Origin of the sequence: uncultured Henriciella sp. (assembly GCF_964005855.1) — a bacterium.
Taxonomy (GTDB): Bacteria; Pseudomonadota; Alphaproteobacteria; order Caulobacterales; family Hyphomonadaceae; genus Henriciella.
Window position 1 is genome coordinate 496,271 of sequence record NZ_CAXFSW010000002.1, and the last position, 24,153, is coordinate 520,423.

Consider the following 24,153-nt stretch of genomic DNA (forward strand, 5'->3'; position numbering starts at 1 on the left):
GCGGGCAGGAAAGGGCTAAAAGCGGCCTGCGATGCCGCTCCCGGAACGGGAAGGGCGATCCCCCCGTTTCTTTACCGATGATAAATCTGACGTGGAGAAACAAATTATGAGCCACACGCTGACCCTGCAATCCATCGAGCCTGTTACCCATGACGTGTTCAGGCTGCGTTTCGACAAGCCAGCGGGCCTCGGGATCAAGCCTGGCCAGGCGGTTGATATGGCTATCGACAAGGAAGACTGGCGCGGCGAAAAACGCCCCTTTACGCCAACCAGCCTGCCGTCTGACGGCTTTCTGGAATTCACCATCAAATCCTATCCCGAACATGATGGCGTGACCGAACAGATCGCCAAACTCCATCCCGGCGATACCGTCCTGATCGATGAGCCCTGGGGGGCGATCAATGATGAAGGCGCGGGCTGGTTCATCGCTGGCGGGGCAGGTGTCACGCCGATGATCGCCATCCTGCGCAAGCGGCTGGAAGAGAATGGCACGCTGGAAGGCTCTGAGCTTATCTTCTCCAACAGCACGGAAGACGACATCATCTATCGCAAGGAATTTGAGGCGATGGAGGGGCTGAAGACCTATTTCACCGTGACCGACCAGACGTCTGCGGATGTCCATACCGGCAAGGTCGACAGGAAGTTGCTGGAGAGCCGTATCCAGCCCGGCAAAGGCAAATGCTATGTGTGCGGCCCGGACGAGATGATCGATGACATTGTGCTGGCGCTGAAGGAAATCGGCGTCGCGGAAGACGATATCGTGATCGAGCAGTTCAGTTAGGAGTGCCCGGCTGAACGGCTGTTCATTTAGTGAAGCTAAAGTGAGTATATGCCCACTAAATGCCGCACTTGCGGCTTGAAGCGAACATTCCGGGCCACCAGATTAAGCCATGACACGGAAAGACCCGGCATATTCCGTTGCCGCCACGAAGCGGGGCAACTGGCCGGGGGCCTCATGTGTCGTGGTCCTGTCTTTGAAGGAAGGAGCATGCCATGACGACAGACCTTGAACATCAAGCTGCAAAGCTCTTCACCGCGAAGGATCTGGTCTATGTACGCCAGATCGCCGAGACGGAGCTGAACGGGCTGCCCGATGAGGCGCTGGAGACTGTCAATGACACCAGCTCTCTGTTTGTGGTTGCCAATGGCGATGGCCAGCAGCTTGCAATCGTTGAGGGCCGCGATGCCGCTTTTGCCGCCGCGCGCGCCTATGAGATGCGCCCGGTCAGCGTGCACTAGCAGGTTTTGATCGAGACAAAGAAGAAAGCCCGGCCAATGTGCCGGGCTTTTTTGTGGTCTACAGAATGGCCGGTATGACACGGTCTGGCGGACGGTGACCGTCAGCGAAGGTCTTGATGTTGATGATCACCTTCTCGCCCATCTCGATCCGGCCCTCTTCGGTGGCCGAGCCCATATGCGGCAGCAGCATCACATTGGAGAGGCCGAGGAGTTCGGGGTTCACGGCCGGTTCGCGTTCAAAGACGTCGAGGCCGGCACCTGCGATCTTGCCGGCTTTCAGCGCGCGGGCGAGCGCAGCCTCGTCGATCACCTCGCCGCGGGCGGTGTTGATGATGTAGGCGTCCTCGCGAATGAGATCGAGGCGGCGCGCCGAGAGCAGGTGGAAGGTTGCCGGCGTGTGCGGGCAGTTGACGGAAATGATGTCCATGCGCGCCAGCATCTGGTCGAGGCTTTCCCAATAGGTCGCGTCGAGCTCTTCGGTGATCTGCCGGTTGACCGGTTTGCGGTTGTGATAGTGGATCTGAAGTCCGAACGCCTTTGCACGGCGCGCCACGGCCTGTCCGATCCGGCCCATGCCGATAATGCCGAGCCGCTTGCCCGCGAGCCGCTTGCCGAGCATCCAGGTCGGCGCCCAGCCATCGAACTTGCCATCCTCAAGCAGCTTGATGCCTTCGTGCAGGCGGCGCGGCACGGCCAGGATCAGCGCCATGGTCACATCTGCGGTGTCATCGGTCAGCACGCCGGGCGTGTTGGTGACGGTGATGCCGCGCTGGACCGCGCTTTCAATATCCAGATTGTCGACGCCTGCGCCGAACTGGGCAATGTGGCGCAGCTGGCTCCCGGCCTGGGCCAGGAGGCGGGCATCGATTGTATCGGTCACCGTCGGCACCAGAACGTCCGCGCGTTTCACCGCATCGACGAGACGGGCCTCATCGAAGGGCGTATCGGTTTCGTTGAGCTCGGTGTCGAAAAGCTCTTTCAGGCGAATCTCTACCGGGTCCGGCAGTCGCCGCGTCACGATTACCTTTAGCCGCTTTGCGGTCATGAGCGTTTCCTTTCCTTGCCATCAGCGCATAGCAGAGCGATCCGCTCGCGCCAATCCGGGCAGACCCGTAGCGGCCTTTACGCCTGATTCACCAAGCCCGGACTAAATGACGGCATGTTCACGTCCTGCCGCCTTTTTCTGTCCGCCTGCCTTATCGCGACTGCCTGGCAGTTGGCAACGCCGCCCGCCGCTGCACAGGCGGTGAAGGTCAGCCAGTTTTCCGGCAAGCCAGTGCCACGCTTCGAATCATTGCGCTATTCGAAGGTGAACGGGCGGATCGGCCCCTCCGGCGACCATCAGATCGTCTGGGAGTATGAGCGCGCGGGCCTGCCCGTCCTCGTCATCAAGGAGACGCGCGACTGGGTCCAGATCCGCGATCCGCAGGGCGACGAGGTCTGGGTACATGAGCGCCTGCTGACAGAGCCGAACCATGTGCTGATCACGCGCGACATCATCCTGAGGCGCAAGCCGCAGACCGGCTCCATCGGCCGGGCGAAGCTGCAGGCCGGTGTTCTGGCCGAGCTGGAAGGCTGTGAGGAGCGCTGGTGCGAGGTGCGTGCGGGCGACTATCGCGGCTGGGTCGACAAGCCGTCCCTCTGGGGCCTCAACACCGAAACGGCCGGTCTTTAACTGGCCCGGTTTGCTTGACAGCGGGCTTTGGGGCAGGCTCATGCCCTGATCTGGATTTTACGCAAGTACAAGAGAGGCTCGCATGAGCGGACCGCACGATTTTCACACGCCACAGTCTTCCTACTCAAAGGAAGAGCTCCTGATTTCAGGTCAGGGACAGCTTTTCGGCCCCGGCAATGCGCAGCTTCCCATCCCGCCCATGCTGATGATGGACCGGATCACGGAGATCAGCCTCGATGGCGGTGAGTTCGGCAAGGGCCATGTCATCGGTGAGTATGACATCAAGCCAGACCTCTGGTTCTTCCAGTGCCATTTCCCGGGCGATCCGGTGATGCCGGGCTGTCTTGGTCTCGACGCCATGTGGCAGGCGGTCGGCTACTGGCTCGGCTGGTCAGGCTCTCCGGGCAAGGGCCGCGCGCTCGGCGTCGGCGAAGTGAAATTTACCGGTGAGATCACGCCGGACAAGAAGCTCGTCAAATATGTCATCGACATGAAGCGCGTGCGCCGCGGCAAGCTCAATCTCGGCATCGCCAATGGCCGGGTCTATGTCGACGACGAGCATGTCTACACGGCGCTCGACATGAAGGTCGGCCTCAAGAATGTGATCGATGGCGGCGGGGCCATGAGCTGAAGCGGGCCGGGCGCTCCGGCGTCCGTATCTGCTTGACCAAAACGGCCTGCACCCCTAGCCCGGCGAACAGGAAACGACACTCTCTTCATGCGAGGATTTCAACATGGCTGATGAATGGAACATGCCGGAAGGCGAGCTGATGAAGGGCAAGCGCGGCATTGTCATGGGCGTCGCCAACCAGAACTCCATTGCCTGGGGTATCTCCAAACAGCTCGCCGCGCAGGGCGCGGAAATCGCCTTTACCTATCAGGGCGAGAATCTTGAGCGCCGCGTGCGCCCGCTGGTCGAGTCCATCGGCATGGATTTCATGATCCCGGCTGACGTCACCGATGATGCCAGCATGGATGCTGCCTTCGCCGCGGTGAAGGAAAAATGGGGCAAGATCGATTTCCTCGTCCACTCCATTGCCTTTGCCGGCAAGGAAGAGCTTCAGGGCTCCATGGTCGCGAACACCACGCGCGAAGGCTTTCGCCGCGCCATGGATATCTCGGTCTACAGCTTCATCGATTGCTCGCGCCGCGCCTCTGAAATGATGCCGGATGGCGGGGCGATTATCTGCATGACCTATCTTGGCGCTGAGCGCGTCGTGCCCTCCTACAATGTCATGGGTGTCGCCAAGGCCGCGCTCGAAGCCTCCACACGCTATGCCGCGCGCGACCTCGGTCCGCAGGGCATCCGCGTCAACGCCATCTCGGCGGGCGCGATGCGCACCCTTTCGCTGGCGGGCATCAAGGGCGGCAAGTCCCTCATGGGCACGGGCCGCGACATGTCGCTGCTCAAGGAAGACACGCGGATGGAAGGCGTCGCCGGCGCGGCCCTCTACCTCCTCTCCGATATCGGCCACTCGGTCGCCGGTGAGGTCCTTCACGTCGATGCAGGCTTCCACGTCGTCGGCGTGCCGGATTCGGGTGAGGACTGAAATTAATTCGCTTTTAATGTGAATTTTTACTCTACAATAGCAATTTTGCTATTATATTGATTTTATCGCGTAACCCCCTGCTTGCCCCCGCACCACTTTTGATTGAAGGTGTGGCGCGCCGCAGGGGGTTTTGTTTTGTATCGTACCGCAATTCTTGTTGATGCTGGCTTCTTTCTAAAGCGCTATGCTCACATTATGCCCAGCATTGATCATTCGGATGCGGAATTGGCTGCGGATAATTTGTACGACCTATGCGCGAGGCATTTAAGCAGCAAGGTACGCAAAGGAAAAAAGACCACTTTTGAACGAGATAGCGAACTTTACCGTCTTTTTGTTTACGATAGTCCACCACTTGAAAAGCGATTGCATAAGCCTGTAAGCAAACGCGCGATTAATCTAGCTCTATCGCCGGAAGCGATTTTTCGAAATCAATTTCACAAAGCGCTGTTGAGAAAGCGAAAGGTTGCTCTGCGGCTAGGACGCCTTGCGGAGAAAACCGGCACATGGCGATTCACTCAGTCCGCTCAGAAGCGTTTGATAGGTGACATCAATAAACTGCTGACGCTGACCGATGATGACTTTACGTTAGATATTGGCCAGAAAGGCGTCGATATGCGGATTGGGCTAGATATTGCTTCCATCAGCTTTAAGCGACAAGTTGACCGCATCGTGCTGATTGCTGGGGATAGTGATTTCGTGCCCGCTGCGAAACTTGCTCGTCGTGAGGGGATAGACTTCGTCTTAGATCCACTTTGGCTGAAGGTATCAGACGATTTGCTTGAGCACATTGATGGACTACGCTCCACAAGCGCAAACCCGAATCCAGAAGCCAAAGCCGCAAATCAGTCTACTGACGTCGGCGCGAAAGGCTAGTAATAGCTTGAGAGCTCTTAGCCGCATAACTAGAAGTTGTTGATGACACGCAACCAGTCTGAGTCCCGCTAAAGGGGCCTGCCGCAAGCGCCGATGAGGCGAGGCAGGCCGGCAAGCGCGTGCCGGTTTCTCATGAACTGAGAGGCCGAGACCCTGTCTTGCGTGCGCCGTTACAAGCGGCCCGCGCACCTTCCGGACTTCAGACACAATGGATATCTCCCGCGCCGAACAGCGCATCCTCCACCTGCTCGCCCAGGGCGGGCGGATCGAACTCATTCGCCACGGAAAGAAACTTGCCGAACTGCACTGCTATTCGCGCGATGGCTGGCGCTATCCCGGTCTCGACGAACAGCTTTTTCGCAAGCTCAAGAAAAAACGAGCCATCGCCTCGAAGGGCGGCCAACCCTACCGCATCACGCGGCGGGGGCTGGAGCTTGTGAGGTCAGAGCTGGATAACCGGTAAGGCCCCACCCCGACCCTCCTCGAGCACGGGGACGGTCGGGGTGGGGCATAGCCGCCCTTACCGTCACCCCGGCGCAATCGCCTCGCGCAGCTTGGCGAAGATGCTCATGCCGAAATCGCCCTCATAGGCTTTTTTCGGGGATTTGCGCACCGCTTCATCGATGGCTTCGGCGTCGGGGCCGATGAGGATGCGCCAGTTTTCTTCGCGCACGCCGTCGAGGATGATCTTCGCGGCGTCTTCGGCAGAGGTGATGGCGTTGTCGCGGAACTGTTCGCCGCGTGCCTTGGCCGCTTCATAGTCCTCATTCCCGCCGCCGACCGCTGAATCATCGCCAAATTCGCGCAGCGTGTTGAGCGCGATCTGCGTGCCGATATGGCCGGGCATGACAACGCTGGCCTTCACATGCGGGGCGTTCAGGCGAAGGTCGGTGATCAGCGCCTCGGTAAAGCCCTTCACGGCGAACTTGGCGGCTGAATAGGCCGTATGTGGCGTATCGGGGCCGATACTGGCCCAGAAGCCGTTCACCGAACTCACATTGACGATATGCGCCGCGTCGGCGGCCACCAGCATCGGCATGAAGGCGCGGGCATTATTGTAGACGCCATACCAGCAGACATTGAAGGTCCGCTCCCAGTTCTCGCGCGGACCGGTGACGAAGCTGCCGCCGCCGCCAATCCCGGCATTGTTGATGAGAAGATGGATATGGTCGGTCTCATGCGCCGCGCGGACATGGTCTGCGAAGGCCTGAACCTCGGCCTCCTTGCCGACATCGGCGCGAAAACACGTGATCCGGACACCCTGGGGCGCTAGCTTTTCAGCCGCGGCGACCGTTTCGGCCATGTCCTCCTCGGAAACGTCACAGATGGCGACGCTGCAGCCTGCTTCGGCAAGCTGTTTGGTGAGCTCGCGTCCCATACCGTTTCCGCCGCCTGTGACGACGGCGATCTTTCCGCTGAAATCCTTCATCCGCATTTCCTCCTCGTTCTTTTGTCTCATCCTAGAGCCTCACGGTGAGAGCGCACAGTGATGACGGTCGGGAAAGCGGCGGAACTTCGCGCCGGAGCGATGGTTGGAATGAGCAACGAGAAGGAGTTTCCCATGGCAGATATCGTGTTGATCGGGGCGACGGGCGGCGTTGGAAGCCGTCTCATCCCGATGCTTGTCCGCAGAGGTCACAGCGTGACGGGGCTGCACCGCAAGCCGGAACAGGCCGAAGACCTCCGGGCGGCCGGGGCGACCCCCGCGCAGGGCGACCTCATGGAGATGGGCGCCGATGACTTCGCCGCGATCATCCGGGGCGCCGATGCGGTGGTCTTCTCAGCGGGCGCGGCCGGGAGCGGCGCGGAGCGCACGACGAAGATCGATGGCGAAGGCCCTGTTAAGCTGATCGAGGCCGCGCGGGCGACGGGCGTGAAGCGCATCTATCTCGTCTCCGTCTTTCCCGATGCCGGCCGCGACAGAGAGACCAGCGATGGCTTTGAACACTATATGCGAGAGAAGAAGAAGGCCGATGCCGCGCTGGCGGGGAGCGACCTCGACTATGTCATCGTCCGGCCCGGGACGCTGAAATCCGAAGACGGCGATGGGAAGGTGGCGGCCGGTCGGGCGCTGACCTATGGCGACGTGGCGCGCGGCAATGTGGCCGCCTTCATCGCCGAACTGATCGACGCGCCAGAAATCCGGAAGGATATCTTTGAGCTGACCGATGGCGATATGCCGGTCGATGCGGCTGTGGCGGCGTTGCGGCGGTAGCGGGCGGGGGTGGGCACCCCCTTTACTCGAGTAACTGCCATGCCTCAAAGCAGACTAAACCTCTTGTGGACCACAAAATGAACATTAACTGAGATGTTCAGAGTTTACAGGGGCTCCGCATGAGTGATCGCATCTTCGTCTGGGTTGGACATCCGCGGCATACGTCGCTTTCGCGCGGGCTGGCCGATGCCTATCAATCGGCTGCGGAGGGCGCCGGCGCGGAGGTTCGGCGCATGGATCTCTCGCATATGAGTTTCGATCCGGACCTGACCGAGGGCTATCATAGCCGGAAGACGCTGGAGCCTTGCCTGGAATCCTGGCGGGAAAACACAATGTGGGCAGACCATCTTGTCTGGCTCTATCCCCAATGGTGGGGCGGTATGCCGGCCAAGATGAAAGGCGTGATCGATCGAAGCTTCCTGCCGGGTTTCGCCATGCGCTATCATGAGAAGGGACTTTGGTGGGACCGGCTGCTCACGGGCCGTTCGGCCGATATCTTCATGACATCCGATGCCCCCGTGATCTGGGATGCCATTTCCTATCGCCGCGCTGCGCGCAATCAGGTCGAGCGGACAGTGCTGAATTTCGCGGGCGTCAAACCGCTCCGCACGTTCCAGTTCGGTCCGGTCAAGACAGCGCGGCCTGAGAAGATTGATGCGTGGCTCGACAAGGCCGCGGCGCGCGGGCGCCAGATTGTTACCAGGTCCGCAAAGTGAAAAACCGTCGCGATTAGGACGAATGAGCCGGCCGCACTTCCACGGTCGGGCCGTGGAAATGGATGTAAACGGTCTGGTTGGGCTGGGGTCCGGCCTTCTCGCCGCGCACGGTGAGGTCGATCTTGCCTTGCAGGTCTTCGGGCACGCGGCCCATGGCCCAGCCTTCCTCGGGCAGGTCAAAGGCGTCCGCGTCATCGCCATGCATCATCGCCAGGCCACTCATCGACCAGCGGCGCAGGGTCGCTGGCTGGCGGATAATGCTGCCGGCCTCCAGCCGTAGCGGCACGGGCCGGTCGAACGTGCCATCCTCGCGGACAAAGAGTTCGGTCAGCCAGACACCACGGTCTGTCGTCACGACGCCCATGGCGAAATGGGTAATGCCGTCGCGCAGAATGGCGTCGCGGTGGCTGGGTGAGTTCATGAGGCCGGTGTGCAGCCGCTCAACCACGGTATCCCGGTCGAAATTTCCGGTGATCGAGGCGATATTTTCCAGCAGCAGGCTGGTCAGCAGGGTCCGGTCGAGCGCGTTGATCCTGTCGCGCGGCATGGTGGCGTCGAGGCCCTGGTGATTGAAGAAGTCATTCGCGGCCATGTCGAGGCTGTGCCAGCGCGCAGCATTGCGCAGTTCGGTGCGGTAGACCAGCGTGGGCAGGCCGTGGGCGCGGCGGGTCTGGTTTATCCGCTCGGCGAAGCGGGCCTCAAGCGTTTCATCAAACGTGAAGCCATCGGGAATGTCGCTGAGGCAGGCTTGGCCGTTCTGGACATAGGTGGGGATATCGTTCGCTCGCTCAGCAAACGAAATTCGGCATTGTGCATTCGCCTGAAAGGCGAAAACACCCCCGAAAATGGTTAATAAAACAAAAATCCCCCTCATAAAGGGGACTATACGGTAAAACCGTTTACAAGACACCCATTAATTGGAGCCTCGAGACGACAGGCGCGAGCATCCGGTCGATCGCGTCCTCGCCCGCACAGACTTTGCCATAGGCTGGCAGGCCTTCGTCGGCAATCACCAGATCGGCTTCGAATTTCGCCGGAAAGGTGAACCGGTAATGGGCCGCCCGTACGGTTTTCAGATAATGCTCCAGCACATTCTCGACTGACCGGCTGCGCTCGATGACGTCGCGGCGCAAGCGCCGGGCAAGGCGCAGATCGTCCGGCGTGTCGACATAGATGGAGAGGTCGATAAGCGGGAGCAGCTCTGGCACCGAGAGGGCATGGATGCCCTCAAGGATGAGGACGGGGGCTGGCTCGATCCGCCAGGTCCGGTCCGGATCGCGGTCGTGACGGTCAAAATCATAGACGGGCTGGTCGATAGCCTGCCCGTTCTTCAGCGCCCTGATGTCGTTGACGAGGTGATGGGTGTCCTTGGAGGCGGGATCGTCATAATTGGCCTGCGCGATGATGGCCGCGCGCTGCTCTGGCGTGTCGCAGGGCCCGTAATGGCGCATGGGCCAGTAATAGCCGTCTTCATGGAATATGACCGCGCGCTCAGAGCCGAGCCGGCTGATCAGGGCATCGGCGAGCGTGGACTTGCCGGAGCCGGAGCCGCCGGACATGGCGATAAGGAAGGGGGAGCTGGTCATGCGCCGGGATTTAACCCCAAGCGTGCGGGCTGAAAACCCGCTGATGCGTCCCGGCTGACTTTCGCGCATAAGAAAAGGCGCGGCCCTGAGAGCCTGCGCCTTTCCTGTGCTTGGCTGGCTACGACCCTAGCGGCGCGCGACCATCGGGCCTTTCAGCACATAGGTGTCGGTGTCGAGTTCGACCAGAACGTCGAGATAGCCGGTGTTGTCGCGGTCGAAGGCGGCATCATGCATCCGCATCAGCGTGCCCCCGGCGAGGCGATTACCGGCGCCGTCGGTGAGATTCCAGCCGGCGGTGCGGAAATAGTCCTGGTTCACACGCGGGGTGAAGCTGGTGGCGCCCGCAATCTCGAGCGGCAGCGGGGTCTCCAGCTCACCATCGACCGTCGTCAGCATCTGAACGACATAGAGGCGTCCATCGGCCTCTGCGATACCAAGGCCGGTATCGGTGAACCCTTCATGGACAAGGTTCTGCCGGTTGGCGCTGTCAGCGGTGATGGCGTCATAGATCTCGGCCGGGCTGGCATTCGCGTCCAGGACGGCGACATTTGCACCTGTTGCGCTGGCAAGGACCTGCCGGTCCAGCGCGCGCATGCGGTAGATATGGCCGCGGCCTTCAAGGTCGTCATGACCGGCATAGCCGCGGGCAGCCATGTCGAGGGCGTGGGCGCGGGCTGCGCGATCAAGTGAGGCGCGCCGGTTCAGCTTCCCGATGCCAGCTTCGCTGCGGGTGGCATTCGTGGCGTCGAACAGGGCGGTTTCCGCGCCGGCTTCGAACTGGCTTGCCGCTTCGAGGCAGGAATCCACCTCCGCAACATAGCTGACGAGGCCATCTGCATACCCATCATCGAGGGAACAGGCGGCCTCGGCCGTGGCCGGAAGGGCGAGAATTGCACCCGAGGCTGCCGCCAGAGCCAGCAGCGAAAGAGCGCGAGGGGTGTCATATTTCTGTAACATAACCGTCATGAAAGGTTTATGACAGTTATGTGTCAATGGAAAAACGGCGGCTTTCGGCGGAAAAATTACGTATGTATACGGAGGGAGTCTGATTTCACTGGGGAAAATCACGCGGGTCCAAGGCGATTTTCCAATAAAAAAGGCCGCCCTTTCGAGGCGGCCTCTTCAATTTTGGCGATCTGGACCTTTCAGACGGGTCTGAAAAAGGCCTCAGGCCGGCAGACTATTCGGCGTCCGACTCGGCAGATTCCTTGTCCTTGCCGGTTTCCTGATCGACGGCTTTCATCGACAGGCGAACCTTGCCGCGGTCATCAAAGCCCATCAGCTTCACCCAGACCGTATCGCCTTCCTTGACGAGGTCTTTCGGGTGGCCGACGCGCTCATCCGCCATCTGCGACACGTGGACGAGACCGTCCTTCGGACCGAAGAAGTTCACGAAGGCGCCGAAGTCCTTGATGGACACGACCTTGCCTTCATAGATCTCGCCAGCTTCCGGCTCAGCCGTCAGCTCGCGGATGCGCTTCTTGGCGGCATCGATGGATTCGCGGTCGAGTGCGGAGATCTGGATCGTGCCATCGTCTTCGACATTGAGCTTGGCGCCCGTCGTGTCGACGATGTCGCGGATCGTCTTGCCGCCAGACCCGATCACGTCGCGGATCTTGTCGACCGGAATGGTGACAATTTCCATCTGCGGCGCATTGGATGAGAGCTCACCGCGGGACTCTGCAAGGGCCTTGTTCATTTCGCCCAGGATGTGGGCGCGACCGCCCTTGGCCTGGTCAAGGGCCGTCTGCATGATGTCCTTGGTGATACCAGCGATCTTGATGTCCATCTGGAGCGAGGTGACGCCCTTCTCGGTACCTGCGACCTTGAAGTCCATGTCGCCGAGATGGTCTTCGTCGCCAAGGATGTCGGACAGAACGGCAACGCCGTCGTCATCCTTGATGAGACCCATCGCGATGCCGGACACCGGACGTGCAATCGGCACGCCTGCATCCATCATGGCGAGGGCACAGCCACAGACCGTCGCCATCGAGGACGAGCCATTGGACTCGGTGATCTCGGAGACGAGACGGATCGTGTACGGGAACTCTTCCGGCTCCGGCAGAACCGCGCGGAGTGCGCGCCATGCCAGCTTGCCGTGACCGATCTCGCGGCGGCCAGCGCCGCCCATGCGGCCTGTTTCACCGACCGAATAGGGCGGGAAATTATAGTGCAGCATGAACTTTTCTTTGTGCGTGCCGCCCAGGCCGTCGATGAACTGCTCATCGTCGGAGGTGCCGAGCGTTGCGACACAGATGGCCTGCGTCTCACCACGGGTGAAGAGGGCAGAGCCGTGCGTGCGCGGCAGGAAGCCGGCTTCGGCCACGATCGGGCGGACCTGATCGAGCGAGCGGCCATCGATACGCTTGCCGGTCTTGATGATGTCACCGCGGACAACCTTGGCTTCGGCTTTCTTGAAGGCGGACTTGAAGACCGACTCATCCATGCCTTCCGGCTTGTCCTCGGTTGCAACCAGCGCTTCGGCCGCCTTTTCGCGGGCCGCGCCGACAGCTTCCTGGCGGGCGAGCTTCTCGGTGATCTGATAGGCTGCAGAGAGGTCAGAGCCGACGAGGTCCTGAATCTGCTTCAGTTCAGCGGAAAGGTCTTCGGCTTCGAAGTCGAACGGTTCCTTGGCAGACTTCTCGGCCAGCTTGATGATCGCGTCGATCACCGGCTGCATCGCTTCGTGGCCGGCCATGACTGCGCCGAGCATGACGTCCTCGGCGAGCTCATTTGCTTCCGATTCCACCATCATGACGGCGTCGGCGGTCCCGGCGACGACGAGGTCGAGGTCGGACTCTTCCATGTCATCGGCTGTCGGGTTGATGAGGTAGTCACCATCCTTGTAGCCGACGCGTGCAGCGCCGATCGGGCCCATGAACGGGGCACCGGAGAGCACGAGGGCGGCAGAGGCGCCGATCATGCCGATGATATCGGGATCGTTTTCGAGGTCATAGGAGATCGCCGTGAGGACGACCTGGACTTCGTTCTTGAAGCCATCGACGAAAAGCGGACGGATCGGACGGTCGATGAGGCGCGAAGTCAGCGTCTCTTTCTCCGTCGGACGGCCTTCACGCTTGAAGAACCCGCCCGGGATACGGCCCGATGCATAGTATTTTTCCTGATAGTTGACCGTCAGCGGGAAGAAATCCTGCCCCGGCTTTGCTTCCTTGCGGTAGGTTGCGGTCGCGAGGACGGTTGTGTCCCCATAAGTGACGAGGACGGCCCCGTCAGCCTGACGAGCGACACGGCCCGTCTCGATCGTCAACGTGCGGCCGGCCCATTCCAGCGACACGGTTTGCTTGTCAAACATGCGTTCTTCTTTCTCTTCATGCGAAAAGCCCGCCTGGACCCCATGTCCCGGCGGGCTGTTTTGTGGCTGGTGCCTAGCGGCGGATACCCAGCTCTTCGATGAGAGCCTTGTAGCGGCTCTCGTTCTTCCTCTTGAGGTAATCGAGGAGTTTACGGCGCGTGGCGACCAGGTTGAGCAGGCCGCGGCGCGAATGGTGGTCCTTCTTGTTGGTCTGGAAGTGTTCGGTCAGGTTGTTGATGCGCTCCGTGAGGATCGCAACCTGGACTTCCGGAGACCCGGTATCGCCGTCAGTCTGGGCGAATTTCTTGATCAGTTCAGATTTCTTTTCTGCCGTGATCGACATCGTGAATACTCTCTTCGTTCTGGCCCCTTCTAAAGGGCCGTTTCAGCTATACCCTTCAATGTGAGGGTGGTGTTTGGGGAGGGCGCCGGGGACCCAGCCAGGATGTCGTCCAGCCGGGGCAAGCCCCGAAAGCTCGCCTCAAGGCGCGCACATGGCACAGAACGCCCTGAAAGGGAAGGGGAATGGTGTGATCTTTCCCTGCCCCTTGCGCATCGGGGCATGACCATTACGCCTCTTGCCGAAGGAGACAGGATGAGCCGCCTATTTGAGGAAATCGACTATCAGGTCACGGAGATCGGCGCGATCAGCCTTCGCCGCCGGCGCATACTTTCGCTTGATACCGACGTCTGGGAAGTGCTGCTGGGTGAGGAACACCTCATGTCCAGCCTGTTTACGGCCTCCGAGATCGCGCTGGCAAAGCTCGGCCTGGCCGCGCTGGGCGAAGCCCCGGCAGAGGGCTGGGACGTGGTCGTTGGCGGTCTCGGCCTTGGCTATACGGCCGGTGCCGTTCTGGAGGACGCGCGCGTGGCGCGTCTCGAGGTCATCGAATTTCTGCAGCCCGTGATCGACTGGCATGAGGAGAGGCTTGTTCCGCTCGATCCGCCGCTGGCAGATGAAGGGCGCTGCTCGCTGATCCAGGGCGACTTCTTTGCGCTCGCCGCCTCGCCCGAAGGGTTCGGGGTGCCCAAGGATGCCATCCTTATCGATATCGACCATACCCCGGACTGGCTGCTTGATCAGCGCAGCGGCAGCTTCTACAGCGAAGAGGGGCTGAGACAGCTCGCAGGTCATCTGAAGCCCGGCGGTGTCATGGGGCTCTGGTCGGATGCGCTGGCCGATGAGGCCTTCATTGCGCGGATGAAAACGGTGTTCGCCGAAGCCTGGAGCGAAGCTGTGACCTTCCACAACCCGCTCCAGGACAAACCTTTCACGCAGACGGTCTATCTGGCGCGCAAGTAGCCTGACCTAGGCCCTTTCTTCTTCCAGCGTTGGATAGTCGGTATACCCTTCGGCGCCGCCGCCATACCAGGTTTCCTTATTGCTCTCATTGAGCGGTGCATTCTTCTCCAGCCGGGTCACAAGATCCGGATTGCCGATGAAGGGCCGTCCAAAGGCGATGGCGTCGGCCTTGCCGCTTTCCACCCGCTTGATCGCGAGCGCGCGGTCGAAGCCATTATTGGCGACATAGACGCCGGTGAAATGCTTGCGCAGCTCGGCAAGTTTTTCGTCGTCGGCGTCACGCGGCCCGCCCGTCTGGCCTTCGATGATGTCGAGGAAGCCAAGGCCTGCCTCTTCCGCGATTGAGTAGGCTTTCGAGAAGAGGGCCATCGGGTCGCTGTCCGAGACGTCGTTGGCATTGGAGAACGGACCGAAGCGGACGCCAACACGCTTAGGCTCCCAGACACTCGTGACCACCTCGATCACTTCTTTCAAGAGTCGCGTGCGGTTCTCCACCGAGCCGCCATACTGGTCGGTGCGCCTGTTGGAGCTTTCGCGCAGGAACTGGTCGATCAGATAGCCATTCGCGCCATGGATTTCGACAGCGTCGAAACCGGCCTTCTTCGCGTTTTCGGCGGCCTTCCGGTAATCCTGCAGCAGGCGCAGAATTTCTTCGGTTTCCAGCGCGCGTGGCTTTGATGTCTCGACGAAGCCTTTGCCGTCATAGGTCTTCGCATTCGCCGCGATAGCCGAAGGGGCAACCGGGTCCTGCCCATCTGGCTGCATGGATGTGTGCGAGATGCGCCCGACATGCCAGAGCTGCATGGCAATATGACCGCCCTTGCGGTGAACTGCATCCGTGACCTTTTTCCAGGCTGCGACCTGCGCATCGCTATGGATGCCGGGCGTCCAGGCATAGCCCTTGCCTTCGGGGGATATCTGCGTCGCTTCGGTGATGATGAGACCGGCGCCTGCGCGCTGGGCATAGTATTCCTGATGCAGCTCGTGCGGGAGGTTGTCGCCGTCGGTGGCGCGGTTGCGCGTCAGGGGTGACATGAAGACCCGGTTGGGGAGGGTGAGATCACCAAGGTCGATGGGAGTAAAAAGCTTCTCGGTCATGGGGGGCGTCCTTCTGCCTTCTGGCTTGCAGGCGCTTACATGGGAAGCCTGCCTGCGTGCGAAGAGACAAAGCCCGTGAACAAGAGATGTTCCTTCCGTGCACAGCAGGCGGGGCGCCGGACCTGGGGCGGGCTGAATTTGCTAGGCGACGCAGAAATCTGTTGCTATCGCTATGGCCTCAACTTTTTGGGGACTTTCGGTGAAAATCAGGATCCTTGCCGCCTGTGCGGCTTTTCTCGTGCTGGGCGCTTGTGAGACCATGTACGAGCCAACGCTTATCCAGCGTGACACCGTCTATAACGATCAGGGACTCTACATTTACAGCGACCTTGAGGAATCCTTCGAGGGCGAGCGCTTCTGGAATTTCTACGCCATCAACAGCAATCCGGAGGCGATCTGCCTTGGCCTGACACTCGGCGCCAATTCGACCACGAGCGGGCATAGTTTCGAGGGCACGCACCTTCTGACGCCCGGCCAGACCGTCGGCGTCGGATATGTCTATGCGCCGGCCGATTTCACCATAACGAGCGATGCCTGGATGCCGGATGAGTATGGCAGCTGTTTCTAGCTAGACCTGAAACACCCGCATCGGCTGGAAGCGTCCCGCGCGCACCTCACCCATGGCGACGGCTTCGTCATTGCACATGGCGAGCGTCAGGCGGTCTTCAGGGTCCGGATTCTTCTCAAGGCGCCAGCGTTCGACGACGTGTGGCATCAGCATGACTTCGCGGCCCTGGCGAATGTCGGCGGCATCCTCTTCGCTGATCTCGACATCCGGCACATCGTCCAGCACGGCCTCGATCGGGGCGAGCGTGCGCAAGAGGTCTTCGCGGCTCTCCATGGCTTCAAGGTCAGCCAGCTTGAAGGCGGCGCCCTCATGCATCACGCCGACACGGATACGGCGTAGCTGCGCGATATGCCCGTCGCAGCCGAGCGCACCGGCAAGATCGCGCGCCAGGGCACGGACATAGAAGCCCTTGCCGGACCTTACATGGAAGACCGCATGATCTGCGTCCGGCATGTCGACCAGGCGAGCCTCGTGCACAAAGACGGTACGCGAGGGGATCTCAAAGTCCTCCCCGTCGCGGGCAAGATCATAGGCGCGCTCGCCATCCACCTTGATAGCTGAGAATTTCGGCGGGATCTGGTCTATTTCGCCTTCAAACTCTTCCAGGGCGGTTTCGATGGCGTCCCGGTCCGGCCGGGTGTCTGATGTGCGGATGACCTCGCCTTCGGCGTCCAGCGTATCTGTGGAACTGCCCCAGCGGATGGTGAAGACATATTCCTTGTCGGCGTCCATCGCCCACTGGACGGTCTTGGTCGCCTCACCGAAGGCAATGGGCAGGATGCCGTCTGCCAGTGGGTCCAGCGTGCCGCCATGGCCGACCTTCTGGGCGTTGAACAGGCGTTTCAGGATACCGACCACCTGTGTGGAAGTGATGTCTGACGGCTTGTCGACATTCAGCCAGCCATGGACCGGAAGGCCCTTTTTCTTGCGATTGCGTCCCAAAGGGGTGTCTCCATTCTTCCCGGCGCCAGCGGATCCAACGCTGAACACGGGGCCTGACATGTTTCAAACAGGCGAGCTAGGCGGGCCTGCGTCCCGCGTCAACAGGGCGGCCGCGTCTCTAGATGCCCTGGCTGAGATGCTGGGTGAGGATCAGCCCGCCAATGACAATCAGCACGATCCCGCCAGCGACTTCGGCCCAGTGGCCGAGCCAGTCGCCCGCCTTGCGTCCGATCAGAGCGCCCACGGTGCACATGGTAAAGGTGACAAGGAAGATCGCGATACAGGCCGCCAGAAGATTGGTGCCCACCATGGCGAGGCTGACGCCCACCACGGTTGCATCGATACTGGTGGCGACGGCCGCCAGCCCGAGATGAACCCAGCGCGGGCCCTTGATGGGTCCGTTCGCGGCGTCCTCGGCCCTGTCTTCGATTGTCTCTGGTTCGTCCTTGAAGGCCTGCCAGACCATATGCAGGCCGACCAGGGCCAGCAGGACAAAGGCGATCCAGTGGTCCACACCGGCGACCCAGTTGGCGAGCGCCAGACCGATCAGATAGCCGACCACCGGCATCAGGGCTTCCATAGCCGCAAACACAAAGCCGATGCGCAGCGCGCCGATGAGCGGTGTCGCGCGCTCGCCAGCGCCCTTGCCGAGGGCAGCGGCAAACGCGTCAACGGACAGGCCGAAAGCCAGCGCGAGCAGGGTAGTGAAACCGGTCATGCCCCCTCATGCGCGCCCTTGCCCTGCCGATCAAGCCTGCTACGCCATATGGGCTTGAGGTGGGGAACGAAGGCGGCGCAGAGAGGTTTAAGCGGCAATGATTTCACTGGTCCGGACCCTCAGCCTCGCGCTTGCCGCGCTGGCCATTTTGGCCGCTACGCCGGTTGCAGCCCCCTTGGCGCACGCTCAAACCAGCGAGCAGGAGGCCCCAGCGCCGGCCGAGCCGATTGCGGTCGAAAGCAGCAATGACGGCGCCATCGAAGCGCGCATCAACGCTATTTTCGATGAAATCTCCGCCCTGTCCGGCGTCGAGGCGAGCGTCAGTGAAGGCGTCGTCTCCCTTTCGGGTATGGTCGCGAACCAGACAGATATTGACCGGGCCGTCTCCATTGCGAGCCGTTTCCAGGGCGTTGTCACGGTCGAACAGTCGATTGAGCGGGATCTGTCGGTGGACCGCTCGATTTCCCCGACCATTGCCAATCTTGAAAACAGCCTGCGGCGCGGCTGGGAGGCGCTGCCGCTGGTCGGGCTCGCCGTCGCGGTCTTTCTCGTCATTTTCATTCTCGGTCAGCTGCTGGCGAGCTGGAGCGCGCTCTGGCGGCGCCTGACGCCGAACCCGTTCCTGGCCGAAATCGTGGCGCAGGCCGTGCGCTTCATTGCGCTTGTCGTCGGTCTGGTCACCGCGCTCAACCTCATCGGGGCGACCGCGCTGATGGGTGCGATACTCGGCGGCGCGGGTGTCATCGGCCTCGCCATCGGTTTCGCGGTGCGCGACACGGTGGAGAATTATATCGCCTCGATCATGCTGAGCCTCCGCCAGCCTTTCCGGGCCAATGACCATGTCCTTGTCGACAGCCATGAAGGCCGTGTCGTGCGGCTGACCTCGCGCGCGACCATCCTCATGACACTGGATGGCAACCATCTTCGCGTGCCGAACTCCACCGTCTTCAAGGCGGTGATCCTGAACTATACCCGCAATCCCGAACGCCGCTTCGATTTCGAGCTTGGCGTCGATGCAGAGGATGACCCGGTCGCGGCCATGGCGACCGGCATTGCGGCGATGGCTTCACTGGATTTTGTGCTGAATGATCCAAAGCCCGACGCGATCATCACTGCCGTGGGCGACAGCAATATCGTCATCAGTTTCATGGGCTGGGTGGACCAGTCGCACACCGATTTCGGCAAGGCCCGCAGCCTCGCCATCCGCGCGGCCAAGGACGCGCTGGAAACCGAAGGCTTCACCCTGCCAGAGCCAATCTATCGCCTGCGCTTCGATGGCGCGCCGGTCGCCATCAAGCCCGGCACGGTCGTCACCGTCACCGAAGGCGAGACGCCTTCGCAGACTGCGCCGCCGCCCAAGCCAAAGGCTGCCGCCCCCGCAGAAGCCCGAACCGCCGAGGCCGACGTGCTCAATACGCGTCCCGACGACCATATTGCGGAAAAGGTCAAGGAAGAGCGCGCCCAGACCGGCGAGAAAGACCTGCTCGATAGCGGGCGACCGGTGGAGTAGGAGCTTCTCCCGTCTCCTTCGGGAGAAGAGAAGTTGTCTCTGGTATTCGCAAGACGCCTAATACCTCACCCCACAAGGCTGTAAGGCGAGTGGTGCTCGATCTGGCGGCGTTCGTTGAGGGTCTGCCGGACGAGGAGGTGGGCGCCCTTGATGAATTCCGACGGCGTGCGGCCGTTGAACTCCTTGAATTCGCGGATGAAGTGGGACTGGTCGTAATAGGCGGTGGTTGCCGCCTCGCGCCAGTCTTCGAGCGCGTCCCAGGAGAGGCGGTTGGCCGAATGCAGGGCGCGGAACTTGCGGTGCAGTTTCTTCGGCGCGCAGCCGAAATAGAGCTTTGAGAGGCGTTCCACCTGGCGCGGTGAGAGATCAATGGCGGCGAGCAGGTCTTCCAGCTCATTCGGCTCCGGGTCGGTCAGCCAGTCGGTCACGATGTCGAGAAAGTCGTGGTTCACCTTCGCATCCGGATTGTCCAGGGCCGCAAACATGACGTCAGCAAGGGCAACCCGTGTGCCGTCCGAGGCCGGGTCGAGGATCCGGTCGATCAGCCCGTGCACCTTTGCAGGCGCGACATCCTTCAGCGCCACCCAATTATCGGCATGCTCCTCTGCCGGGACACCAAACATCCGCGCCCAGCCGAGCGGCGTTATCGCAGCGCCGACAAGGCGTGTGCCGCGTTCGAAGCGGATTGTGCTCCATCTGAAGGTCGGCCCGCACAGGATGGCATCGCCCGGCACAAAGCTCCGCATCTCGCCCGACATGTCGGAATGGAGCTTGCCTTCCAGGATGAAACGGACATTGGCGATTTCCGCGCGCATCACATCTTCCAGCGGCTCAGGCACCGTGGTCGCGTAATAGCTGCCGATGAGGTCGCGCACGCGCTCATCCGGTTGGTAATAGTCGAAAATGATCATGACCGCGCATCCCCCCAATGCGTGTCGAGCCTCTCTGGTCCTATTTTGGCACGGAAATCAACGCCATGTCGAGTTTGTACAATCCCGGTGCGCGTAATCGCGCCAATGTAAACAGGTGCGGCCCAATCGGGCAGCCATTTGAGGGGACGCAACGTCTCGCAGGGCAAGGGTGTCCTGGACCCTTTTCACCCGGGTTCTGCAGGCGAGCGGAGGAAACAGGTCAGCCGGCGGCTGGCCTGTTTTTTACTGCCTCAGAGGGTTTCGTCGTCCTCTCCAGCTTCTAGGTCACGGCGGACCTCTGGCCGGCTGAAGACGGCTTCCATATAGGCGCCCTCATCATAGGAATGATCGGCGATGAAATGGAGCTGCGGGGTGAATTTCATGTCGATCTGCTTGCCAAGCCGCCCGCGAATATAGGGCGCGGCCCGGTTGAGCGCCTTGGCAAGTGCGGTCTGGGCGTCCTCATCGGTCTCTCCCAGTGGAGAACAGAAGACGTGCGCGTGCTTGAGGTCGGGAGATGTGCGCACTTCGCCAATCGTGACATTGATGCCCTGAAGCTCCGGGTCGCGAAACTCTTCCCGCATCATGATATCTGTCAGGGCGTGACGGATAAGCTCGCCCGCGCGCAATTGCCTTTGGGAAGGCTCATTGGCGGCGGCGCCCTGTGGTTTCTTTTTTTTCGCCATCCTGCAATCCTTGTCTCAGGCGCGCGCGAAATGCCTTCGCAGCCTGCCTGTCGCGGCCAAACCACTTGTCGGGGACGAGCAGCGGATCTGCGCCCCTGAAGGTGATCAGTGTATCCCGGCGGCTCTCGCGGACCGACCGGAGCGCGCGCCATGCAATGCGGGTTTCCACATCGCCCCTGCGGATGTGGAGCCCCTCCGGCGTAAGGTCAATGGAGGTTTCGCTGTCGAGTTCGGAGGCACGCCCATGATGGTGACGATAGGACCAGCGCATGAAGATGAGATACCAGCTCACCCCTGCCATGGCTGCCAGCAGCGACGAGGTGAGCAGGATCCAGTAATCGGTCAGCCCCGTCCCGACCAGCGCCTGGCGGGTCACAAAACCCATGCCCGCCGAGATGACCGGTGCGGTGACGCCAGCATAATAGAGCGCGGTCGGACCGATATTTGAAGAGCGGGTCTGGTTGACAAGCCGCTTCATGTCGCGGTCGCTTGGGGCGCCGCTGATGCTCAGCGTTTCGTCTGTATAGGGGCGGAAGGGGGTAGGCGCGGGCGAGGGCATAGCCATCACTAAGCACAATCTTGTTTAACCCCTTATGGAAAAAGCCGGGAGATTTCCCGGCTTTTTCTACATTGTGCTGTCTGTGCGGCGAGGCCGGATCAGTCGAGCTTGCGCTCGATCATCTCGACTTCGAAGCACTCGATCTTGTCGCCTTCGCGGATGTCTTCATACTTCTCGAAGGCCATGCCGCATTCCATGCCGGAGGTGACTTCGGCGACTTCGTCCTTGAAGCGCTTCAGTGTCTTCAGCTTGCCTTCGTGAATGACCACATCGTCGCGCAGGAGGCGGACACCGCAGCCGCGCTTGACGGTGCCTTCGGACACCTTACAGCCAGCAACCTTGCCGACCTTGGTGATGTTGAAGACTTCCAGAATGTCGGCGTAACCGATGAAGGTTTCGCGTTTCTCCGGTGCCAGCATGCCCGACAGCGTGTCTTTGACGTCGTCGATCAGATTGTAGATCACCGAATAGTAGCGGATCTCCACATCTTCCTTCTCGGCCAGTTCACGGGCCTGCTTGTTGGCGCGGACATTGAAGGCAAAGACCGGCGCCCCGGAGGACTTGGCCAGCAGAATGTCGCTTTCGGAGATACCGCCTGCGGCACCATAGACCACATTCGCGCGGACCTCGTCGGTCGACAGGCCTTCCAGTGAATGGCGGATGGCTTCGACAGAGCCCTGAACATCGCCTTTGACGACGATCGGAAGTTCGGAAACCTCCTTGTCGTCCTTCATCGAGTTCATCAGCGATTCCAGCGAGGCACGACCGGAGGCAACGCCCTGTTTCTGGCGTTCGGCGCGTTCGCGATATTCGGTGATCTCGCGGGCACGTGCTTCACTGTCGACCACGTTGAACATGTCGCCCGGCTCAGGCGCACCATCGAGACCCAGAATCTCTACCGGAACGGCAGGGCCTGCATCCTTGAGCTGCTGGTTGCGCTCGTTCACGAGAGCGCGGACCTTGCCCCACTGCTTGCCTGCAACGACGATCTCGCCGCGCTTCAGCGTGCCGCGATTGATAAGCACAGTCGCGACCGGGCCACGGCCCTTGTCGAGCTGCGATTCCACCACGATACCATCGGCTTCGCGGTCCGGATTGGCTTTCAGCTCCAGAAGCTCTGCCTGCAGCGTGATCGCTTCGGTGAGCTCCTCAAGACCGGTTCTTTCCAGCGCGGAGACCTTGATGGCCTGGACGTCGCCGCCCATCGCCTCGACCTGGATGTCGTGCTGGAGCAGTTCGGTGAGAACCTTGTCCGGATTTGCGTCCGGCTTGTCGCACTTGTTGACCGCCACGATAATCGGCACTTCAGCCGCCTTGGCGTGTTTGATCGCCTCGATCGTCTGAGGCATCACACCGTCATCGGCCGCCACCACAAGGATGACAACATCGGTGACATTGGCACCGCGTGCACGCATGGCCGAGAAGGCTGCGTGGCCCGGCGTATCGAGGAAGGTGATCTTGTCGCCGCCTTCCAGCTGCACCTGATAGGCACCAATATGCTGGGTAATGCCGCCCGCTTCGCCCGCCACCACATCGGTGGAGCGAAGGGCGTCCAGAAGCGATGTCTTGCCGTGGTCGACGTGACCCATAATGGTCACGACCGGCGCACGCGGCTTCAGATCCTTTTCGTCATCCTTATCATCGCCGAGACCAATCTCGACGTCGGATTCGGAGACGCGCTTGACCGTATGGCCGAATTCCTCGGCGATCAGTTCGGCCGTGTCGGCATCGACGATGTCATTGGCGCGCATCATCTCGCCCTGACGCATCATGAACTTCACGACGTCCGCGACGCGCTCATTCATCCGCTGGGCAAGGTCCTGCAGCGTGATCGTTTCCGGCAGCGTAACTTCGCGGGAGACCTTCTCCTGCTGCTCGCCGCCCTGACGGCGCTCGCGTTCACGTTCACGTGCGCGCTTGACCGATGCGAGTGAACGCTGACGGTCGCCATCATCACCAAGGGCGCTGGCAATCGTCAGCTTGCCCTTGCGGCGCTTGTTACCCCCGCCGCCGCGCTTGTTCGGGCCGCCATCGCTGAAATCGCGCTCAGGTCCGCCCTTGCGGGATTTCTTGTTGCGGCCCTGGGCCGGCTCTGGCAGCGGCATGTCAGGCGCCGCCGGCGTGTCGGCAGATCCGGCGCGGGTGTCGCGCGGCTTTTCAGTCTTCTTCTTGCGCGCTTCTGCCTCTTCACGGGCCTTGCGTTCTTCTTCCTCAGCCTTGCGGCGGGCTTCGGCCTCTACGCGTTCTTTGTCTTCCTGAACCTTGCGTTCCTGTTCGGACAGAAGGCGTTCGCGGGCCGCTTCCTGGCGCTCCTGCTCGGCTTTCTGTTTCTGCTCGGCCTCGCGGCGCTGAAGCAGCACTTTCTGGCGCGCAATCAGCTCCTGCTCGGTAATGCCGAGCTTCTTGGCCGCTTCCGCGAGCTTGGACGGCTGTTTGCCGCCGCCCTGCGACGAAGGCGATTTCGAAGCTGGCGCATTCGATCCGCCGCCGCCACCGGACTGTCCGGCGCCGGGGCCGACGACCCGCCGCTTCTTCGTCTGGACGATGACCTGCTTGGAGCGGCCATGACTGAAGCTCTGCTTGACCGTGCCGCTTGATCCGCGGGACACCGTCAGGGGCTTGCGTCCACCGTTATTGCCTTTGTCTTTCGTATCGCTCATGCGACTCCATATACCTGCGTATTGACCGGCA

The 24,153-nt window shown here is 61.2% G+C and carries 26 protein-coding genes; 12 read left to right on the forward strand and 14 right to left on the reverse strand.

Annotation, left to right across the window (positions count from 1 at the left end):
- Nucleotides 1-106: 106 nt before the first annotated feature.
- Together ABNU55_RS05585 and ABNU55_RS05590 are read left to right on the forward strand one after the other, a co-directional pair.
- Complete coding sequence (locus ABNU55_RS05585; protein ID WP_290749658.1) at nucleotides 107-781, forward strand: FAD-binding oxidoreductase; 675 nt, start codon at nucleotides 107-109, stop codon at nucleotides 779-781.
- 212 nt (nucleotides 782-993) lie between these two features.
- Complete coding sequence (locus ABNU55_RS05590) at nucleotides 994-1,239, forward strand: DUF1150 family protein (RefSeq protein WP_290749661.1); 246 nt, start codon at nucleotides 994-996, stop codon at nucleotides 1,237-1,239.
- A gap of 58 nt (nucleotides 1,240-1,297) precedes the next feature.
- On the opposite strand, the gene ABNU55_RS05595 is transcribed toward ABNU55_RS05590, so the two are convergent.
- Nucleotides 1,298-2,284 (reverse strand): D-glycerate dehydrogenase, encoded by a 987-nt coding sequence (locus tag ABNU55_RS05595; protein WP_290749663.1) that lies wholly within the window; start codon nucleotides 2,282-2,284, stop codon nucleotides 1,298-1,300.
- 114 nt (nucleotides 2,285-2,398) lie between these two features.
- On the opposite strand from ABNU55_RS05595, the gene ABNU55_RS05600 reads away from it, so the two are divergent.
- The 5 genes from ABNU55_RS05600 to ABNU55_RS05620 all read left to right on the forward strand — a co-directional run bounded on the left by ABNU55_RS05600 (nucleotide 2,399) and on the right by ABNU55_RS05620 (nucleotide 5,800).
- A complete protein-coding gene (locus ABNU55_RS05600) occupies nucleotides 2,399-2,914 on the forward strand; it encodes an SH3 domain-containing protein (RefSeq protein ID WP_290749666.1) in 516 nt (171 codons plus the stop codon).
- An 82-nt stretch (nucleotides 2,915-2,996) separates the two neighbouring features.
- A complete protein-coding gene (gene fabA / locus ABNU55_RS05605) occupies nucleotides 2,997-3,545 on the forward strand; it encodes a bifunctional 3-hydroxydecanoyl-ACP dehydratase/trans-2-decenoyl-ACP isomerase (RefSeq protein ID WP_290749669.1) in 549 nt (182 codons plus the stop codon).
- 103 nt (nucleotides 3,546-3,648) lie between these two features.
- The gene (locus ABNU55_RS05610) at nucleotides 3,649-4,464 is read left to right on the forward strand and encodes an enoyl-ACP reductase (protein WP_290749672.1); all 816 of its coding nucleotides are present in this window, start codon (nucleotides 3,649-3,651) and stop codon (nucleotides 4,462-4,464) included.
- A 135-nt stretch (nucleotides 4,465-4,599) separates the two neighbouring features.
- Nucleotides 4,600-5,337: an NYN domain-containing protein gene (locus tag ABNU55_RS05615; protein WP_290749675.1), complete on the forward strand. Its 738-nt coding sequence runs from the start codon at nucleotides 4,600-4,602 to the stop codon at nucleotides 5,335-5,337.
- 208 nt (nucleotides 5,338-5,545) lie between these two features.
- Nucleotides 5,546-5,800: a YjhX family toxin gene (locus tag ABNU55_RS05620; RefSeq protein WP_290749677.1), complete on the forward strand. Its 255-nt coding sequence runs from the start codon at nucleotides 5,546-5,548 to the stop codon at nucleotides 5,798-5,800.
- Between the two features lie 63 nt (nucleotides 5,801-5,863).
- Here the strand turns inward: ABNU55_RS05620 and ABNU55_RS05625 are convergent, their stop codons facing one another.
- On the reverse strand, nucleotides 5,864-6,766 hold the full coding sequence (locus ABNU55_RS05625) for an SDR family NAD(P)-dependent oxidoreductase (RefSeq protein ID WP_348764266.1): 903 nt from the start codon (nucleotides 6,764-6,766) through the stop codon (nucleotides 5,864-5,866).
- A gap of 132 nt (nucleotides 6,767-6,898) precedes the next feature.
- Between ABNU55_RS05625 and ABNU55_RS05630 the strand changes: the two genes are divergently transcribed.
- Nucleotides 6,899-7,552 carry an SDR family oxidoreductase gene (locus ABNU55_RS05630; protein ID WP_290749681.1) on the forward strand — a complete coding sequence of 218 codons (654 nt, stop codon included), beginning with the start codon at nucleotides 6,899-6,901 and terminating at the stop codon, nucleotides 7,550-7,552.
- Nucleotides 7,553-7,671: 119 nt separating this feature from the next.
- A complete protein-coding gene (locus tag ABNU55_RS05635) occupies nucleotides 7,672-8,268 on the forward strand; it encodes an NAD(P)H-dependent oxidoreductase (protein ID WP_290749684.1) in 597 nt (198 codons plus the stop codon).
- Between the two features lie 13 nt (nucleotides 8,269-8,281).
- On the opposite strand, the gene ABNU55_RS05640 is transcribed toward ABNU55_RS05635, so the two are convergent.
- The 5 genes from ABNU55_RS05640 to rpsO all read right to left on the reverse strand — a co-directional run bounded on the left by ABNU55_RS05640 (nucleotide 8,282) and on the right by rpsO (nucleotide 13,510).
- Nucleotides 8,282-9,142, reverse strand: coding sequence for a CAP domain-containing protein (locus tag ABNU55_RS05640; protein WP_290749687.1), 861 nt, complete (start codon nucleotides 9,140-9,142; stop codon nucleotides 8,282-8,284).
- Between the two features lie 25 nt (nucleotides 9,143-9,167).
- On the reverse strand, nucleotides 9,168-9,854 hold the full coding sequence (gene udk / locus ABNU55_RS05645; RefSeq protein ID WP_290749690.1) for a uridine kinase: 687 nt from the start codon (nucleotides 9,852-9,854) through the stop codon (nucleotides 9,168-9,170).
- A gap of 126 nt (nucleotides 9,855-9,980) precedes the next feature.
- Entirely contained in the window at nucleotides 9,981-10,811 is an 831-nt protein-coding gene (locus tag ABNU55_RS05650) for a CAP domain-containing protein (RefSeq protein WP_348764255.1), read from the reverse strand.
- A gap of 223 nt (nucleotides 10,812-11,034) precedes the next feature.
- Nucleotides 11,035-13,167: a polyribonucleotide nucleotidyltransferase gene (gene pnp / locus ABNU55_RS05655; RefSeq protein WP_290749695.1), complete on the reverse strand. Its 2,133-nt coding sequence runs from the start codon at nucleotides 13,165-13,167 to the stop codon at nucleotides 11,035-11,037.
- A 73-nt stretch (nucleotides 13,168-13,240) separates the two neighbouring features.
- Nucleotides 13,241-13,510, reverse strand: a complete 270-nt coding sequence (rpsO, locus tag ABNU55_RS05660; RefSeq protein WP_290749698.1) for a 30S ribosomal protein S15 — start codon at nucleotides 13,508-13,510, stop codon at nucleotides 13,241-13,243.
- A gap of 252 nt (nucleotides 13,511-13,762) precedes the next feature.
- Here rpsO and ABNU55_RS05665 point away from each other — a divergent pair, with 252 nt between their 5' ends.
- Nucleotides 13,763-14,470, forward strand: a complete 708-nt coding sequence (locus tag ABNU55_RS05665; RefSeq protein WP_290749701.1) for a spermidine synthase — start codon at nucleotides 13,763-13,765, stop codon at nucleotides 14,468-14,470.
- Nucleotides 14,471-14,476: 6 nt separating this feature from the next.
- On the opposite strand, the gene ABNU55_RS05670 is transcribed toward ABNU55_RS05665, so the two are convergent.
- Nucleotides 14,477-15,568, reverse strand: coding sequence for an alkene reductase (locus tag ABNU55_RS05670; protein ID WP_290749704.1), 1,092 nt, complete (start codon nucleotides 15,566-15,568; stop codon nucleotides 14,477-14,479).
- Nucleotides 15,569-15,767: 199 nt separating this feature from the next.
- On the opposite strand from ABNU55_RS05670, the gene ABNU55_RS05675 reads away from it, so the two are divergent.
- Nucleotides 15,768-16,136 (forward strand): hypothetical protein, encoded by a 369-nt coding sequence (locus ABNU55_RS05675; protein WP_290749707.1) that lies wholly within the window; start codon nucleotides 15,768-15,770, stop codon nucleotides 16,134-16,136.
- Here ABNU55_RS05675 and truB read toward each other — a convergent pair whose 3' ends face one another.
- Both truB and ABNU55_RS05685 read right to left on the reverse strand, forming a co-directional pair.
- Nucleotides 16,137-17,078, reverse strand: coding sequence for a tRNA pseudouridine(55) synthase TruB (gene truB / locus ABNU55_RS05680; protein ID WP_290749709.1), 942 nt, complete (start codon nucleotides 17,076-17,078; stop codon nucleotides 16,137-16,139).
- 118 nt (nucleotides 17,079-17,196) lie between these two features.
- A complete protein-coding gene (locus tag ABNU55_RS05685; RefSeq protein WP_290749712.1) occupies nucleotides 17,197-17,796 on the reverse strand; it encodes a manganese efflux pump MntP family protein in 600 nt (199 codons plus the stop codon).
- Between the two features lie 97 nt (nucleotides 17,797-17,893).
- On the opposite strand from ABNU55_RS05685, the gene ABNU55_RS05690 reads away from it, so the two are divergent.
- Nucleotides 17,894-19,306 carry a mechanosensitive ion channel family protein gene (locus ABNU55_RS05690; RefSeq protein ID WP_290749715.1) on the forward strand — a complete coding sequence of 471 codons (1,413 nt, stop codon included), beginning with the start codon at nucleotides 17,894-17,896 and terminating at the stop codon, nucleotides 19,304-19,306.
- Nucleotides 19,307-19,371: 65 nt separating this feature from the next.
- Here ABNU55_RS05690 and ABNU55_RS05695 read toward each other — a convergent pair whose 3' ends face one another.
- The 4 genes from ABNU55_RS05695 to infB all read right to left on the reverse strand — a co-directional run bounded on the left by ABNU55_RS05695 (nucleotide 19,372) and on the right by infB (nucleotide 24,122).
- The gene (locus ABNU55_RS05695) at nucleotides 19,372-20,217 is read right to left on the reverse strand and encodes a helix-turn-helix domain-containing protein (RefSeq protein ID WP_290749718.1); all 846 of its coding nucleotides are present in this window, start codon (nucleotides 20,215-20,217) and stop codon (nucleotides 19,372-19,374) included.
- A 251-nt stretch (nucleotides 20,218-20,468) separates the two neighbouring features.
- Nucleotides 20,469-20,903 (reverse strand): 30S ribosome-binding factor RbfA, encoded by a 435-nt coding sequence (gene rbfA / locus ABNU55_RS05700; RefSeq protein ID WP_290749721.1) that lies wholly within the window; start codon nucleotides 20,901-20,903, stop codon nucleotides 20,469-20,471.
- Complete coding sequence (locus tag ABNU55_RS05705) at nucleotides 20,863-21,468, reverse strand: YcxB family protein (protein WP_290749724.1); 606 nt, start codon at nucleotides 21,466-21,468, stop codon at nucleotides 20,863-20,865. The genes rbfA and ABNU55_RS05705 overlap by 41 nt, the downstream gene beginning before the upstream one ends.
- Before the next feature lie 92 nt (nucleotides 21,469-21,560).
- Nucleotides 21,561-24,122, reverse strand: coding sequence for a translation initiation factor IF-2 (gene infB / locus ABNU55_RS05710; protein ID WP_348764256.1), 2,562 nt, complete (start codon nucleotides 24,120-24,122; stop codon nucleotides 21,561-21,563).
- Nucleotides 24,123-24,153: the final 31 nt, after the last annotated feature.

Excerpts from the sequence above, each read along its gene's own strand:
- rpsO (WP_290749698.1), bottom strand. The coding sequence starts at position 13,510 with ATGTCGATCACGGCAGAAAAGAAATCTGAACTGATCAAGAAATTCGCC.
- udk (WP_290749690.1), bottom strand. The coding sequence starts at position 9,854 with ATGACCAGCTCCCCCTTCCTTATCGCCATGTCCGGCGGCTCCGGCTCC.
- ABNU55_RS05595 (WP_290749663.1), bottom strand. The coding sequence starts at position 2,284 with ATGACCGCAAAGCGGCTAAAGGTAATCGTGACGCGGCGACTGCCGGAC.
- ABNU55_RS05630 (WP_290749681.1), top strand. The coding sequence starts at position 6,899 with ATGGCAGATATCGTGTTGATCGGGGCGACGGGCGGCGTTGGAAGCCGT.
- ABNU55_RS05685 (WP_290749712.1), bottom strand. The coding sequence starts at position 17,796 with ATGACCGGTTTCACTACCCTGCTCGCGCTGGCTTTCGGCCTGTCCGTT.
- infB (WP_348764256.1), bottom strand. The coding sequence starts at position 24,122 with ATGAGCGATACGAAAGACAAAGGCAATAACGGTGGACGCAAGCCCCTG.
- rbfA (WP_290749721.1), bottom strand. The coding sequence starts at position 20,903 with ATGGCGAAAAAAAAGAAACCACAGGGCGCCGCCGCCAATGAGCCTTCC.
- ABNU55_RS05600 (WP_290749666.1), top strand. The coding sequence starts at position 2,399 with ATGTTCACGTCCTGCCGCCTTTTTCTGTCCGCCTGCCTTATCGCGACT.
- fabA (WP_290749669.1), top strand. The coding sequence starts at position 2,997 with ATGAGCGGACCGCACGATTTTCACACGCCACAGTCTTCCTACTCAAAG.
- ABNU55_RS05695 (WP_290749718.1), bottom strand. The coding sequence starts at position 20,217 with ATGATCATTTTCGACTATTACCAACCGGATGAGCGCGTGCGCGACCTC.
- ABNU55_RS05590 (WP_290749661.1), top strand. The coding sequence starts at position 994 with ATGACGACAGACCTTGAACATCAAGCTGCAAAGCTCTTCACCGCGAAG.
- ABNU55_RS05585 (WP_290749658.1), top strand. The coding sequence starts at position 107 with ATGAGCCACACGCTGACCCTGCAATCCATCGAGCCTGTTACCCATGAC.
- ABNU55_RS05635 (WP_290749684.1), top strand. The coding sequence starts at position 7,672 with ATGAGTGATCGCATCTTCGTCTGGGTTGGACATCCGCGGCATACGTCG.
- pnp (WP_290749695.1), bottom strand. The coding sequence starts at position 13,167 with ATGTTTGACAAGCAAACCGTGTCGCTGGAATGGGCCGGCCGCACGTTG.
- ABNU55_RS05690 (WP_290749715.1), top strand. The coding sequence starts at position 17,894 with ATGATTTCACTGGTCCGGACCCTCAGCCTCGCGCTTGCCGCGCTGGCC.
- ABNU55_RS05610 (WP_290749672.1), top strand. The coding sequence starts at position 3,649 with ATGGCTGATGAATGGAACATGCCGGAAGGCGAGCTGATGAAGGGCAAG.
- ABNU55_RS05640 (WP_290749687.1), bottom strand. The coding sequence starts at position 9,142 with ATGAGGGGGATTTTTGTTTTATTAACCATTTTCGGGGGTGTTTTCGCC.
- ABNU55_RS05650 (WP_348764255.1), bottom strand. The coding sequence starts at position 10,811 with ATGTTACAGAAATATGACACCCCTCGCGCTCTTTCGCTGCTGGCTCTG.
- ABNU55_RS05670 (WP_290749704.1), bottom strand. The coding sequence starts at position 15,568 with ATGACCGAGAAGCTTTTTACTCCCATCGACCTTGGTGATCTCACCCTC.
- ABNU55_RS05625 (WP_348764266.1), bottom strand. The coding sequence starts at position 6,766 with ATGAAGGATTTCAGCGGAAAGATCGCCGTCGTCACAGGCGGCGGAAAC.
- ABNU55_RS05705 (WP_290749724.1), bottom strand. The coding sequence starts at position 21,468 with ATGGCTATGCCCTCGCCCGCGCCTACCCCCTTCCGCCCCTATACAGAC.
- ABNU55_RS05620 (WP_290749677.1), top strand. The coding sequence starts at position 5,546 with ATGGATATCTCCCGCGCCGAACAGCGCATCCTCCACCTGCTCGCCCAG.
- ABNU55_RS05665 (WP_290749701.1), top strand. The coding sequence starts at position 13,763 with ATGAGCCGCCTATTTGAGGAAATCGACTATCAGGTCACGGAGATCGGC.